We start from the raw sequence: 14,058 nt of genomic DNA on the forward strand, positions 1-14,058 counted from the left end.
GAGCACACTCAGGCGCCCCGGCGTCTGCGGCATTCGGGCGTCCGATGAACTGTGCGCCCCGGTCATCACACGTGAGGTGCGTATGTTCCGAAAGATCCTGGTTGCCAATCGCGGCGAGATCGCGATCCGCGCGTTTCGCGCCGCCTTCGAACTGGGTGCCCGCACGGTCGCCGTCTACCCGTACGAAGATCGATACTCCCTCCACCGTTTGAAGGCCGACGAAGCGTACGAGATCGGCACCAAGGGCCAGCCCGTCCGCTCCTACCTCGACGTGTCGGAGATCATTCGCGTCGCCCTGGAGAGCGGAGCCGATGCGATCTACCCCGGCTACGGGTTCCTCTCCGAGAACCCCGAGTTGGCCGCGCGCGCCGCCGAGGCCGGGATCACTTTCATCGGACCGCCGTCACACGTGCTGGAGATGGCGGGCAACAAGGTGACCGCCAAGGAGCACGCGATCGCCGCGGGCGTTCCGGTCCTCCGCTCCACCGGGGCCTCCGACGACGTCGACGCCCTCGTCGCGCGGGCCGACGAGATCGGCTTCCCGATCTTCGTCAAAGCGGTCGCTGGCGGCGGCGGGCGGGGGATGCGACGAGTCGAGGCGCCCGAGCAGCTGGCCCCCGCTCTCGCGGAGGCCATGCGCGAAGCGGGCAGCGCCTTCGGCGACTCGCGCGTCTTCCTCGAGCAGGCCGTCCAGCGCCCCCGTCACGTCGAGGTGCAGATCCTCGCCGACGGCGCCGGGCACACGGTCCATCTCTTCGAGCGCGACTGCTCCGTGCAGCGCCGACACCAGAAGGTCGTCGAGATCGCCCCGGCCCCCAACCTGGCCGACGACGTCCGAGACGCTCTCCACCGCCACGCCGTGGCCTTCGCCCGCTCGATCGGATACCAGAACGCCGGGACCGTGGAGTTCCTCCTCGAGACGGCGGGGCCACGCACTGGCGAGGTCGTCTTCATCGAGATGAACCCGCGCATCCAGGTCGAGCACACGGTCACGGAGGAGGTCACCGACGTCGACCTCGTGCAGTCGCAGATGCGTATCGCCGCGGGGGAGTCGCTGGATGACCTGGGGCTGCGTCAGGAGCAGATCCGGCTGCGTGGTGCGGCGCTCCAGTGCCGGATCACGACCGAGGATCCGACTCAGGGCTTCCGCCCCGACACCGGCAAGATCACTACCTACCGTTCGCCGGGAGGCGCCGGGATCCGCCTCGACGGCGGCACCACGGCGGCCGGCTCCCAAGTGAGCCCTCACTTCGATTCGATGCTGGCCAAGCTCACCTGCCGCGGACGGGATTTCGAGGCGGCCGTCATCCGCTCTCGTCGCGCCCTGGCGGAGTTCCGCATCCGCGGCGTCACGACGAACATCCCCTTCCTCCAGCAGGTGCTCGACGATCCCGCGTTCGTCGCCGGCGACCTCAGCACCGCCTTCATCGACGAACGGCCGGAGCTCCTCACCGGCCGGGAGTCCAAGGACCGCGGCTCGAAGATCATGGCGTGGCTGGCCGACGTCACCGTGAACCGTCCGAACGGTGAGAACCCGCTCACCGTCGACCCTGCGTCCAAGCTCCCCGCGGTGGACCTGGGCGTCGAGCCCGTCGCGGGATCCCGCCAGCGGCTGCTCGAGCTCGGCCCGGCGGGATTCGCCGCCGCCCTCCGCGCGCAGACGGCCCTCGCCGTGACCGAGACCACGTTCCGCGATGCCCACCAGTCCCTTCTCGCGACGCGGGTGCGCACCCGCGACCTCGTGAAGGTGGCCCCCTACGTGGCCCGCGCCACGCCGCAGCTGTTGTCGGTCGAGGCCTGGGGCGGCGCCACCTACGATGTCGCGCTGCGCTTCCTGGGGGAGGATCCGTGGGAGCGTCTCGACGCGCTGCGCACCGCGCTTCCCAACGTCGCGATCCAGATGCTGCTGCGCGGACGCAACACCGTCGGATACACGCCCTACCCCACGGCGGTCACCGATGCCTTCATCGACGAGGCCGTCGCCTCCGGCGTCGACATCTTCCGCATCTTCGACGCGCTCAACGACGTGTCGCAGATGCGTCCGGCGGTCGAGGCCGTGTTGCAGACCGGCCGTGCGGTTGCCGAGGTCGCGCTCTGCTACACCGGTGATCTCCTCGACCCCGCGGAAGAGCTCTACACACTCGACTACTACCTGCGACTGGCGGAGCAGATCATCGAGAGCGGCGCGCACGTGCTCGCGATCAAGGACATGGCCGGTCTCCTGCGACCTGCGGCCGCCACGCGCCTGGTCACCGCTCTGCGGGAGCGGTTCGACGCGCCCGTACACGTGCACACGCACGACACGGCGGGCGGACAGCTCGCGACCCTGCTCGCTGCGAGTGCGGCCGGCGCCGACGCGGTGGATGCCGCTGCCGCTCCGATGGCGGGAACGACCAGTCAGCCGTCGCTGTCGGCCCTCGTCGCCGCGCTGGCGCACACCGAGCGCGACACGGGAATCGACCTGCGCGCGGTGTCCGACCTCGAACCGTACTGGGAGGCGGTTCGTCACCTGTACCGACCCTTCGAGTCCGGCCTTCCGGGCCCCACCGGACGCGTCTACCGTCACGAGATCCCGGGCGGGCAGCTCTCGAACCTGCGACAGCAGGCGATCGCACTCGGCTTGGCCGACGACTTCGAGCTGATCGAGGACATGTACGCGGCCGCCAACGAGATTCTCGGCCGGGTCCCCAAGGTCACCCCGTCCTCGAAGGTCGTCGGTGATCTGGCGCTCCACCTGGCGGCCGTCAAGGCCGACCCGGCCGACTTCGCGCGCAATCCCGAGAAGTACGACGTCCCCGACTCGGTCGTCGGATTCATGGCGGGGGAGCTGGGGGACCTTCCGGGCGGGTGGCCGGAGCCGTTCCGGAGCAAGGTGCTCCAGGGGCGCGAGGCCAAGATCGCCGTCGCCGACATCACGGCGGAGGATCAGGCCGCCCTGAAGGGCGATTCGGCCTCCCGTCGCGGCAAGCTGAACGAACTGCTCTTCCCCGGACCCACGCGTACCTATCGCGATACCCGTGCCACCTACGGCGACCTCAGCGTGCTGGACACCGCGGACTACCTCTACGGCCTGCTCCCCGGGTCGGAGCACGTCGTGGAGATCGACCGCGGCGTGCAGCTGTACGTCGGGCTCGAGGCGATCGGCGAGGCCGACGACAAGGGCATGCGCACGGTCATGGCGACCCTCAACGGTCAGCTCCGCCCCGTCTTCGTTCGGGACCGCAGCATCGCCGTCGAAGCCCGTCAGGCGGAGAAGGCCGACACGTCGCGGCCCGGTCAGGTCGCGGCGCCCTTCTCGGGCGTCGTGACGCTCAAGACCGCGGAGGGCGACGTCGTGACCGCCGGTCAGCCGGTCGCCTCGATCGAGGCGATGAAGATGGAGGCGGCCATCACCGCTCCCGTCGGCGGGGTGATCGAGCGCCTCGTGATCGCGGCGACCGCGCAGGTGGAGGCCGGCGATCTTTTGGTCGTCATCCGGCCCTCCGAGTAGCCTTGCTCCCTGGGCCGCGACGCGATCTGCGCGTTTTGCGGCCCGGAGACCACCTGGAGTGAACAGCAGTGACGCCTGACCGCAACGACAAGACGCCCGACGACCTCGAGAACGGTGTGCTGACCACCGGCAGCATCGACACCGCCGGCATCGGGTTGGTCCGTGGTGCGACGGCACAGGTCGACGTGAGCCTGCCGTCGTTGAGCGACGAGGACGACGACCTGCTGCCCGACGAGGGCGTGGCGATCGCTGCCGCACCGATCGACGCCGAGGTGCTCGACGACGCCGTCGACTCCGACGGACCGCCGTCCACCCGGCGCGAGGCCCACCACCTCGACGACCACGACGCGAAGCACGCGGTGGAACGGGTCCACCCCCGTACCGCCGACGTGCCGCTGCAGTCTCGTCGACTCGGCGAGTTCGAGGCAGGACGGGAGACCTCCGACCTGCTGACCGCCGACCGGCTTCTGGACCCCGCGCATGTCGTGCGCCCGGAGCCCGAGGGGGGATGGCAGCGGTTCGTCTACTCTGCGACGGCGCGCCGCCTGAACCTCGGGGACAGCAAGCGCGCTCGCGCGCGCAAGGCCCTCGATCGTCGCATCGCGGCGCCGCTGGGTGGCGGTGCGAAGTTCGTCCCGGTCCTCTCGCGCAAGGGCGGCGTCGGAAAGACGACCGTGTCGACTCTTCTGGGGATGGCGCTCGCGGACGCGCGGGACGACCGCGTGATCGCGATCGACGCGAACCCCGACCGGGGAACCCTCTCGGATCGCATCGGTCGCTCCAGCGGAAAGACGGTCCGGGACCTCGTCCGCACGCGCGGCGACGTCGTCGGGTTCAACGACCTCTCGGGCATCGTCGCGCGGGACGAGACCCGTCTGGACGTCCTCGCGTCCGATGCCGACCCGCGCGTCTCCGAGGCGTTCAACGACCGCGATTACCACGACGTCGCCTCCGTCGCAGCGCACTACTACTCCATCGTCCTCACCGACACCGGCACCGGCGTCGTGCACTCCGTCATGGAGGCGACCCTCGAGCTCGCCGATGTGCTGGTCGTCGTCGCCGGACTCAGCGTCGACGAGGCGCGCCTGGCGTCGGAGACGCTGACGTGGCTGGAGACGAACGGTTTCGAGGATCAGGTCCGAAACGCCGTCGTCGTCCTCAACACGGCGCGCCCGGGGACGCCTCTTGTGCGGGCCTCCGAGCTGGAGTCCCACTTCGGCACCCGCGTGCGGACCGTCGTCCGTATGCCCTACGACGCGCACCTCGCGGCCGGGAGCGCGATCTCCTTCCGCGACCTTCAGCCCGCAACGCGACTGGCCGCCCGCGAGCTCGCGGCCACTGTCGTCGAAGGCCTGCGCATCGCGACGGCCGTCTGATGACGGTTCGAGCGATCCGCCTGTTCGGCGACCCCGTTCTGCGTGCCGTCGCCTCGCCGGTGGAGCAGATCGACGACGGCGTGCGTGCGCTGGTCCAGGACCTTCTCGACACCGTGGAACTCCCGGGACGCGCGGGTGTCGCCGCCCCACAGATCGGGGTCGGGGTGCGCGCCTTCAGTTACAACATCGACGGCGACATCGGCTACATCCTCAATCCCGAGCTCGTCGAGGTCTCGGGGGAGCCCCAGCCGACCGGGGAGGGGTGCCTGTCGGTTCCCGGGCTCTGGCACGACACCCCCCGGTACCCGCACGCCAAAGTGGTCGGGATCGACCTCGACGGCAACGAGGTGGTGCTCGAGGGTGACGGACTGCTCGCGCAGGCGCTCCAGCACGAGACCGACCATCTCGACGGAATGGTGTATCTGCAGCGCCTCGACCCCGAGACGCGCCGGGTCGCGATGCGCCAAGTGCGGGAGTCCGACTGGTTCTAGTCCCCGTTCCCGTCGGAGCAGGCGTACAAGACAACGGGCCGAAGATCTCCCTCTTCGGCCCGTTGTCTTGTCGGCCGACCTGTCGGCCTGATCAGCCCAGCGGAACGTTGGTCGTGGTGACCGGAACGCTGTAGAGCTCCTCGATCTGCGGTGCGAAGTCGGCGAGGATCACGTTCCGCTTGATGCTCATCTTGGGCGTGAGATGCCCGCTGGCCTCGGTCCACTCCGTGTCGAGGATCACGAACTTGCGGATCGACTCCGCTCGCGACACCGACTTGTTGGCGATGTCGATCGCCCGCTGGACCTCAGCGCGCACCTTCGGGTCCTTCGCAGCGTCCGCGAGCGACATGTCGGCGGGCAGCTCGTTGTTCGACAGCCACGTGGGCAGCATCTCCGGGTCGAGAGTGACGAGCGCCGAGACGAACGGCTTCTGGTCGCCGACGACCACGACCTGACCCACGATCGGGTTCGCTCGGATCGGATCTTCGAGCGCGGCGGGGGCGACGTTCTTGCCGCCCGCGGTGACGATGATCTCCTTCTTGCGGCCCGTGATGGTGAGGAATCCCTCGGCATCGAAGGATCCGATGTCACCGGTGCGGAACCACCCGTCGTCGAAGGCCTCGGCGGTCGCCTCGGGGTTGCGCCAGTACTCCTTGAAGACGTTGATGCCGCGCACTTCGATCTCGCCGTCCTCGCCCAGGCGGATGCCGACGCCGGGAAGGACGGGACCGACGGTGCCGATCTTCGACTTGGTCGCGAGATTGACCGTCGCCGGCGCCGTGGTCTCGGTGAGACCGTAGCCCTCGAGGATCGTGACGCCGAGGCTGTGGAAGAAGTGGCCGAGCCGTGCTCCCAGCGGAGCCGAGCCCGAGACGGCGTAGGTCACCCGTCCGCCCATGGCCTCTCGCAGCTTGCTGTAGACCAGCTTGTCGAACAGGGCGAACTTGATCTTGGTGAGGAAGGGGATCTTCGCCCCGTCCTGCTGCAGTCGCGAGTGCTCGATGGCGGTACGGGCCGCCGCGCGGAAGATGTTGCCCTTGCCGCCCGCTTCTGCCTTCTGCTCGGCGGAGTTGTACACCTTCTCGAAGACGCGTGGCACGGCCAGGAGGAACGTGGGCTTGAACGAGCCGAGCGCGGGCAGCAGCTGCTTGGTGTCGGGCTGGTGACCCGTCTTGACGCCCGCATGGATGTCCAGGATGGAGATGAATCGAGCGAAGACGTGCGCCGTCGTGATGAACAACAGGGTCGAGGCGCCCGGGGTCTCCACGACCTCGGCGAGGGCCTTCGCGGAGTTGCGCGCCAGTTCGACGAAGTTGCTGTGGGTGAGGACGCATCCCTTGGGCCGTCCGGTGGAGCCCGACGTGTAGATCAGGGTGGCGATGTCCGAGCCGACGGCCAGATTGCGGCGACGTTCGATCTCCTCGTCGGTCACTTCCCCCGCGCGGCCACGCAGGGTATCGAGATCGCCCGCCGCGGAGGTCCACAACTCGCGCACGAGCGGGATCTCCTCACGGATCTCGGCGATGCGGGCAGCATGCTCCTCGGACTCGGCGATCACGGCGACCGCGCCGGAGTCCGAGAGGATCCAGCTGATCTGGGAGGCAGAGCTCGTCTCGTAGATCGGGACCATGACTGCCCCGGCGAAGAAGAGGGCGAAGTCGACGAGCGTCCACTCATACGTGGTCCGCGCGATGTAGCCGATCTTGTCGCCCGGCTGCACTCCTGCGGCGGCCAGCCCTTTCGCGAGCAGGATGACCTCGCGCTGGAACTCAGCGGCACTGATGTCGCGCCAGCCGTCGCCGTCGGGAACGGCGAACAGCGCGAGAGAGGGAGTGGCCTTCACTCGCTCGACGAGCAGATCGGTGGTGTTTGCTTCCGGGTCGGCGGGGACGACCGCGGGGACTTCGAATTGGACGGCGCTCATGGGCGGCAACTCCTTCGGTACCGGTACAGCGTCGGAAGTGACGGGTTGGGATCGAGTGTAGCTTGCGCTGATACCCGGTCCAGCGGCGCGCGGCGGCGTCAGGGCGCGGACTAGACTTCTGCGGATGCCGTGCGGTCCGCGCCGGCGCGAGAGGAGCAGCGTGCACAGCGTCGGCATCGACATCGGCGGCACGAAGATCGCTGGGGGCGTTGTCGCAGAGGATGGCTCGATCATCGAGCAGCTGCGCGTGAGCACCCCCGACCGGCCGGCGGAGCTCGCCGACGCGGTCGCAGTGATGGTGCGGGACCTCGCGCAACGGCACGAGATCCACTCCGTGGGCGTCGCGGCAGCGGGCTTCATCGACGCGACGCGATCGATCATCATCCACGCTCCCAACATCGACTGGCGCAACGAGCCGCTTCGTGCCGAGCTCGAGGCGCGCATCGGGCGCCCGGTGACCCTCGAGAACGACGCCAACGCCGCGGGGTGGGGGGAGTACCGCTTCGGAGCCGGCCGCGGTTGCGCCAACCTGGTCATGCTGACCCTCGGCACAGGCGTCGGAGGTGCCGTCGTCATCGATGGCACTCTGCTGGTCGGAGGAAACGGCATCGGCGGAGAGCTGGGCCACATCCGCTTCATCCGCGGCGGCCGTCCGTGCGGATGCGGCCAGAACGGATGCCTCGAGCAGTACGCGTCCGGCCGTGCCCTCCAGCGCGAGATCGCCGACATCGCGGCGGCGGGCGGTATCGGCGCGCGTCTCGCCGAGGCGCAGGACGCTCGCGGCATCGTCCCGGGTGCGGAGATGGCAAGGCTCGTCGCGGACGACGACCCCGGAGCACTCGAAGCCGTCCGACGCGTCGCGACGGCCCTCGGTGAGGCCTGTGGCGAGTTCCAGGCGGTCCTCGATCCCGAGCTCTTCGTGATCGGCGGGGGCGTGGCGGACCTCGGTGAGCGCCTGCTCCACCCCGTTCGCCTCGCGTACGAGACGTCGCTTCCCGGCTATGGCGACCGCCCCGTCGCGGGCTTTGCGATCGCGACTCTCGGCAACGACGCCGGAATGATCGGCGTCGCCGACCTCGCCCGTCTTCGGGGGTGATGGATGTTCTACTGGTTCATGAAGTACGTCGTGATCGGACCGATCGTCAAGGCGATCTTCCGGCCGTGGATCGTCGGACGCAGCAACGTCCCGAGTTCCGGCGCGGCGATTCTGGCCAGTAACCACCTGTCGGTGAGCGACTCGATCTTCCTGCCTCTCATGATCGATCGCCCCATGTCGTTCCTCGCCAAGAGTGACTACTTCACCGGGAAGGGCATCAAGGGCTGGTCGACCCGGATGTTCATGAAGGCGACGGGCCAGATCCCGATCGACCGTACCGGAGGCAAGGCCTCCGAGGCCTCGCTCAACACCGGGCTGCAGGTGCTCGGTCGCGGTGACCTGCTCGGGATCTATCCGGAAGGCACGCGGAGCCCCGACGGCAAGCTCTATCGGGGGAGGACGGGGCTTGCCCGCATGGCGCTCGAGGCGCGGGTGCCGGTGATCCCGGTCGTCATGGTCGACACCGGCACCGTGATGCCGATCGGTCGGTCGATCCCGAGGATCGGGCGGGTCGGCATGGTGATCGGTGAACCGTTGGACTTCAGTCGCTTCCACGGGATGGAAGGGGATCGCTACATCCTCCGCTCCATCACCGACGAGATCATGGTGGCCCTGCAGCGCCTGGGCGAGCAGGAGTACGACGACGTCTACGCCTCGACAGTGAAGGACCGACGCCCGGCTTCGGCCTGAGGTCGTGGGGCCTGTCACAGGGGGCGGACCGCGTCGCGCACGCCACTAGACTGAGCGGATGCCCGTAACGCTCGATGCGCTCGACAACTGGCGCTCGCTCCCGATCAAGCAGCAGCCGTCCTGGTCAGATCTCGACGCGGTGGCCGCGGTCTCTGACGAGATCGCCTCGCTCCCGCCGCTCGTATTCGCGGGCGAGGTCGACAACCTGCGGGAGCGGCTCGCGCGAGCAGCGAGCGGTCGTGCCTTCCTCCTCCAGGGAGGCGACTGCGCCGAGACGTTCGCCGGGGCCACGGCGGAGCAGATCCGCAACCGCATCAAGACGGTGCTGCAGATGGCGGTCGTCCTCACGTATGGCGCATCGATGCCGGTCGTGAAGATGGGACGGATGGCGGGCCAGTTCGCCAAGCCGCGATCGAGCGACACCGAGACCCGGGGAGATGTCACCCTTCCCGCCTACCGCGGCGACATCGTCAACGGATACGACTTCACGGAGGCCTCCCGTGCCGCCGACCCCGGCCGGCTCCTCAAGGGCTACCACACGGCGGCGTCGACGCTGAACCTCATCCGCGCGTTCACGCAGGGTGGTTTTGCCGACCTGCGCGAAGTGCACAGCTGGAACCAGGGCTTTGCGAAGAACCCGGCCAACGTGCGCTACGAACGGCTGGCGACGGAGATCGACCGCGCGATCAAGTTCATGGAGGCGGCCGGCGCCAACTTCGACGAGCTGCGCGGAGTGGAGTTCTACACCGGCCACGAGGGCCTCCTGATGGACTACGAGCGACCGATGACCCGCATCGATTCGCGTACCGGGACCCCGTACAACACCTCGGCTCATTTCCTCTGGATCGGCGAGCGCACCCGCGATCTCGACGGAGCGCACGTCGACTACTTCTCCAAGATCCGCAACCCCATCGGGGTGAAGCTCGGTCCGACCACCTCCACCGACACTGCTCTCGCTCTGATCGACAAGCTCGACCCCGAGCGCGAGCCCGGTCGGCTCACGTTCATCACCCGCATGGGTGCCGGCAAGATCCGCGACGCCCTGCCGCCGCTTCTCGAAGCGGTCAAGGATTCCGGCGCGACGCCGTTGTGGGTCACCGATCCGATGCACGGGAACGGCATCACGACGCCCACGGGATACAAGACCCGGCGCTTCGACGACGTCGTCGACGAGGTGCGCGGCTTCTTCGAGGCGCACCGTGCGGTGGGAACCTTCCCGGGCGGGATCCACGTGGAGCTCACTGGCGACGACGTCACCGAGTGCCTCGGGGGTTCCGAGATGATCGACGAGGCGACCCTCGCCACCCGCTACGAGTCCCTGTGCGACCCGCGCTTGAACCACATGCAGTCGCTCGAACTGGCGTTCCTCGTCGCGGAGGAGCTCGAGAAGCGCTGACTCAGCCGCGGCGGACGTCGATCGAGATGGTGATCGTGGTGCCGCGCTGCTGCAGCGTCTTCGCGTCAGGACTCTGAGAGACGACCTCCGTCAGGTCGTTCTGCGCGATGTTCCACGGGAAGACCACGCCGCTCACCTCGAAGCCGGCGTCGGTCAGCGTCTGCACGGCGCGGTCGCGGGTCATCCCGCGCACGTCGGGGACTTCGAACAGCTGCGGTCCGCGCGAGACGACCAGCGTGACCGTCTCGCCGGGCCGCCACGATCCGCCGCCCTTGCGCTCCTGCATCCGGATGACGCGGCCCTTCTCGACCGACGTGCTGTATTCCTGCGTCGTGGTGACCTTCAGGTCGACCTTCTTGAGGGTGGACGTCGCATCGGCCTCGGTATCGCCCACGACATCGGGAACGGGCCCGAGCGAGTAACGGATCTCCGCGCTGGATCCCTGGAGCACGGTGCAGCCCTGCGCGCACGGGATGGGGTCTTCGACGCCCGCTTGCGTGATGAACACGCGGACCACGTGATCCTCGTCGAACGACGTGAAGTAGGGGTTCGAGAGCGCGACGTTGATGTGCGCGTCGCGCAGCAGCTGCGTCACCGTCTCCACGGTCTTGTTCTCGAGCGTCGGAAGCGTGACCTCGGCCGGTCCGAGTGAGACGATGACGGTCACCGGTGCCCGCTTCTCCACTCGGGTCCCCGGCTCGGGGTCGGTGCGGATGGTGTCGCCCTCGGCGACGTCGAGGCTGTTCTGCCCCTCCTGCACGGCGGTGAGTTCGTGGCTGCGGAGCTCGGCGGCGGCCTCGTCGAAGCTCTTGCCGCGAAGATCCGGCACGCTCACGAGGGCACCGGGACCCGAACCGAACCACCACCCGGTTCCGGCACCCGCTGCGGCAAGGAGCAGGACGAGCACGAGCAGCCACGCGCCCGTGACCGCGCGCCGACGCGCGCGCCGTCGGAGCTTCGTGGCGTTGTCGACGTCGGTCGTGACGACCGGTGCCGTGAAGGATCCGGGCAGCACCTTGGTGAGTTCGCCCGACGGAGCCGTTCCGTCTCCGGCGGTGACCCCCACGGCGGTGGACCGCACCACTTGGGGATGGATCCCCAACTCCTTCTCGATGTCACGTAAGCGGTCGAGCATCTCTCGCGCGTCGACCGGACGTTCGTCGGGTTGTCTCTCCGTCGCCCACAGCACCAGCTCGTCGAGCTGTTCCGGAACGCCGGGATTGCGCACGCTCGGGCGCGGGACCGAGTCGGTGGCGTGCTGGTAGGCGATCTGCATCGGCTGCTCGCCCTTGTAGGGCTGTTCGCCCGTGAGCATCTCGTACAGCATGATGCCGAGGGCGTAGATGTCGCTGCGAGCATCGGCCGTGCCGCGCGTGACCAGCTCGGGGGCGAGGTAGGCGATCGTCCCGAGCAGCATCTGGCCGGTCGCGGTGTTCGCGCTGGTCGCCCGCGCCAAACCGAAGTCGCCGATCTTGATCCGCCCGTCCTCGGCGAGCAGCACGTTCTCCGGCTTCACGTCGCGATGGACGATTCCTGCCCGGTGCGCCGCAGACAAGCCGGAGAGGACGGCATCCATGATCGTGATCGTCTGGGGGATGGAGAGGCGACGCTGCTCGCGGAGCAGCTCCCGGAGCGTGATGCCGGGCAGGTACTCCATCACGAGGTAGGCCAGGTCGTCGTCCTGCCCCTGGTCGAAGACGTTGACGACGTGGGGGTCGGCCAGGCGGGCGGCCGCGCGGGCCTCTTGGATGAACCGACTCTGGAAGACGGTGTCGTCGGAGAGGTGACCGTGCATCACTTTGAGCGCGACGCGGCGCTCGAGGCGGAGGTCGGTGGCGACGTAGACGGTCGCCATCCCGCCGCGCGCGATGCGGGCGCGTACGCGGTACCGACTGTCGACCAGGCGGCCGATCAGCGGATCCGTCTGCTGGCCCGTGCTCACGCGTCGAGTCTACGGAGCCCGAGCGAGGAGTCCGGGCAGCGGCTCGCCCCGCGGCGAGAGCCGGTCAGCCCAACCGTGCCAGCCATTCGTAGGCCTGTGACTCCCACTGACCGTAGCGGTGCGGGTAGGCCGAGCGCTGCACCGCCTGGGCGGCCTCGCTGAACCCCATCTCCTCCCACCCCGCGATGTCGAGCAGCCCGCGGGTATCCGAGCCGTTGGGATCGTCGGAGCCGCCGAAGAAGGCCGCCGCCGCACGTCGCGGATCGCGCACCTGATCCGGCGTTCCCCATCCCGTGCTCGGACGCTGCTGGAACAGCCCCAGGGAGTCGTACGTGCCGTAGTCGAGGTTGCGGAGCCACGACTCGACCATCGCGGTGGCGAGGGCGATCGCGATCCCTCGGTCGGAGACTCCGCGTTCGCGTCCGACGGCGATGATCACGCGGGCATTCTTCGTCTGTTCCGCATCCAGTCGCGTCCCGCGCATCGCATCCTTGGGCGAGGACGGGGTGGGCGCGGTCGCGGGACGGACCGCCGCAGGCTTGGCCGACGAGCTGCGTCCCGGGATCGTGAGCTTCTCGCCCGGGTAGATGATCGCGCCGGTCGTGAGATCGTTGGCCCGCAGAAGCGCCGCAAGCGAGCAGTCGTGTCGTGCGGCGATCGCCCAAAGGGTGTCTCCGGGGCGCACGGTGTGCGAGGTGGAGGAGGTGTGCGATGCCTGCGTCGAGCTCTTCGAGGGCTTCGCGGCGCCCGCCGACCCCGTCCCGTTCTCCGCCGCGGTGAGCCGCAGGACGTCACCGGGGTGGATGATCGATCGCCACCCCAGACCGTTCCAGGCCAGCACGTCGGCGGTACGGAGTCCGTGCGCCGCGGCGATGGCGCTGACGGTGTCGCCGCGAACGACGGTGTAGGTGCGCGGCGTGCGAGCCGTGGGCGCCGTCGCGATCGCAGACGCGGAGGCCGTGACGGCCCTGCCGACCGCGGCGATGGTCCGGGTCGCCGTATCCGTGGTCTCGCCGGAGACCGCCGCGGCCGCGCCGGGGGAGCCGCTGACGGAGAGAGCGATCGTGCCCCAGACGGCGACGGATCCGGTGGACGTGGACAGCGCCGGCAAGCGTCTCATAGGTGATCTTCCCTCCTCGTGGACCTCGAAAACGCTGTCACGGAAGTGAAAGTGAGTCAATCAAAGTGGCACAAGTGAAAGATGTGATTTCTGTAATGTTCCCGACCGGTGCGGCCTGTGCGGTCGAGCGACCGTTCCCGAGCGGCGAGCGCTTCGTCACTGCTCGGAATGCGATAGTGGAGGGGTGACCGGCTCGACTCCGACGTTTCCCACCGACTGGCTGACCCTCCCCGACCTCGTCGCTCTGACGGGGGAACCGCTCGGGCGCATCCGCCGGCTGCTCGACGAGAAGCACCTGGTGGCCTCGCGTCGCCACGGTGCTCCCCAGGTGCCCGCTGCCTTCCTCCTCGACGGCCGCCCGGTCACGTCGCTCCGCGGGACCGTGATCGTGCTCCAGGACGCAGGCTTCTCCGACGACGAGCTGATCGACTGGTTGCTCACCGAGGACGAGTCCCTCGGTCACGCACCCATCGAGTCGCTCCGCGCGGGTCGCAAGAGCGAGGTGCGACGCATCGCTCAAGCGCTCGCCTGAG

10 protein-coding genes are annotated in these 14,058 nt (G+C 68.8%); 7 read left to right on the forward strand and 3 right to left on the reverse strand.

Annotation, left to right across the window (positions count from 1 at the left end):
- The first annotated feature begins 82 nt into the window (after positions 1 to 82).
- From QM591_RS11375 to def, 3 genes are all read left to right on the forward strand, one after another.
- On the forward strand, positions 83 to 3,490 hold the full coding sequence (locus QM591_RS11375; RefSeq protein WP_415132514.1) for a pyruvate carboxylase: 3,408 nt from the start codon (positions 83 to 85) through the stop codon (positions 3,488 to 3,490).
- Positions 3,491 to 3,558: 68 nt separating this feature from the next.
- Entirely contained in the window at positions 3,559 to 4,866 is a 1,308-nt protein-coding gene (locus QM591_RS11380; protein ID WP_415132515.1) for a MinD/ParA family ATP-binding protein, read from the forward strand.
- Positions 4,866 to 5,357 (forward strand): peptide deformylase, encoded by a 492-nt coding sequence (gene def, locus QM591_RS11385; RefSeq protein ID WP_415132516.1) that lies wholly within the window; start codon positions 4,866 to 4,868, stop codon positions 5,355 to 5,357. The genes QM591_RS11380 and def overlap by 1 nt, the downstream gene beginning before the upstream one ends.
- 91 nt (positions 5,358 to 5,448) lie before the next feature.
- Here def and QM591_RS11390 read toward each other — a convergent pair whose 3' ends face one another.
- On the reverse strand, positions 5,449 to 7,281 hold the full coding sequence (locus QM591_RS11390; protein WP_415132517.1) for an AMP-dependent synthetase/ligase: 1,833 nt from the start codon (positions 7,279 to 7,281) through the stop codon (positions 5,449 to 5,451).
- Positions 7,282 to 7,441: 160 nt separating this feature from the next.
- Between QM591_RS11390 and QM591_RS11395 the strand changes: the two genes are divergently transcribed.
- Genes QM591_RS11395 through QM591_RS11405 form a run of 3 tightly spaced genes read left to right on the forward strand, consistent with a single transcriptional unit; the run spans position 7,442 to position 10,463 of the window.
- On the forward strand, positions 7,442 to 8,377 hold the full coding sequence (locus QM591_RS11395) for an ROK family protein (protein WP_415132518.1): 936 nt from the start codon (positions 7,442 to 7,444) through the stop codon (positions 8,375 to 8,377).
- A gap of 3 nt (positions 8,378 to 8,380) precedes the next feature.
- Positions 8,381 to 9,067 carry a lysophospholipid acyltransferase family protein gene (locus QM591_RS11400; RefSeq protein WP_415132519.1) on the forward strand — a complete coding sequence of 229 codons (687 nt, stop codon included), beginning with the start codon at positions 8,381 to 8,383 and terminating at the stop codon, positions 9,065 to 9,067.
- A gap of 58 nt (positions 9,068 to 9,125) precedes the next feature.
- A complete protein-coding gene (locus QM591_RS11405; protein ID WP_415132520.1) occupies positions 9,126 to 10,463 on the forward strand; it encodes a class II 3-deoxy-7-phosphoheptulonate synthase in 1,338 nt (445 codons plus the stop codon).
- A 1-nt stretch (position 10,464) separates the two neighbouring features.
- Here QM591_RS11405 and pknB read toward each other — a convergent pair whose 3' ends face one another.
- Together pknB and QM591_RS11415 are read right to left on the reverse strand one after the other, a co-directional pair.
- Positions 10,465 to 12,405 carry a Stk1 family PASTA domain-containing Ser/Thr kinase gene (gene pknB / locus QM591_RS11410; RefSeq protein WP_415132521.1) on the reverse strand — a complete coding sequence of 647 codons (1,941 nt, stop codon included), beginning with the start codon at positions 12,403 to 12,405 and terminating at the stop codon, positions 10,465 to 10,467.
- Between the two features lie 64 nt (positions 12,406 to 12,469).
- Positions 12,470 to 13,525, reverse strand: a complete 1,056-nt coding sequence (locus QM591_RS11415; protein WP_415132522.1) for a LysM peptidoglycan-binding domain-containing protein — start codon at positions 13,523 to 13,525, stop codon at positions 12,470 to 12,472.
- Between the two features lie 184 nt (positions 13,526 to 13,709).
- Between QM591_RS11415 and QM591_RS11420 the strand changes: the two genes are divergently transcribed.
- Entirely contained in the window at positions 13,710 to 14,057 is a 348-nt protein-coding gene (locus QM591_RS11420) for an Rv2175c family DNA-binding protein (RefSeq protein ID WP_415132523.1), read from the forward strand.
- Position 14,058: the final 1 nt, after the last annotated feature.

This window comes from Microbacterium sp. (assembly GCF_047607225.1).
Lineage (GTDB): Bacteria > Actinomycetota > Actinomycetes > Actinomycetales > Microbacteriaceae > Microbacterium.

Excerpts from the sequence above, each read along its gene's own strand:
- QM591_RS11375 (WP_415132514.1), top strand. The coding sequence starts at position 83 with ATGTTCCGAAAGATCCTGGTTGCCAATCGCGGCGAGATCGCGATCCGC.
- def (WP_415132516.1), top strand. The coding sequence starts at position 4,866 with ATGACGGTTCGAGCGATCCGCCTGTTCGGCGACCCCGTTCTGCGTGCC.
- QM591_RS11390 (WP_415132517.1), bottom strand. The coding sequence starts at position 7,281 with ATGAGCGCCGTCCAATTCGAAGTCCCCGCGGTCGTCCCCGCCGACCCG.
- QM591_RS11400 (WP_415132519.1), top strand. The coding sequence starts at position 8,381 with ATGTTCTACTGGTTCATGAAGTACGTCGTGATCGGACCGATCGTCAAG.
- QM591_RS11405 (WP_415132520.1), top strand. The coding sequence starts at position 9,126 with ATGCCCGTAACGCTCGATGCGCTCGACAACTGGCGCTCGCTCCCGATC.
- QM591_RS11415 (WP_415132522.1), bottom strand. The coding sequence starts at position 13,525 with ATGAGACGCTTGCCGGCGCTGTCCACGTCCACCGGATCCGTCGCCGTC.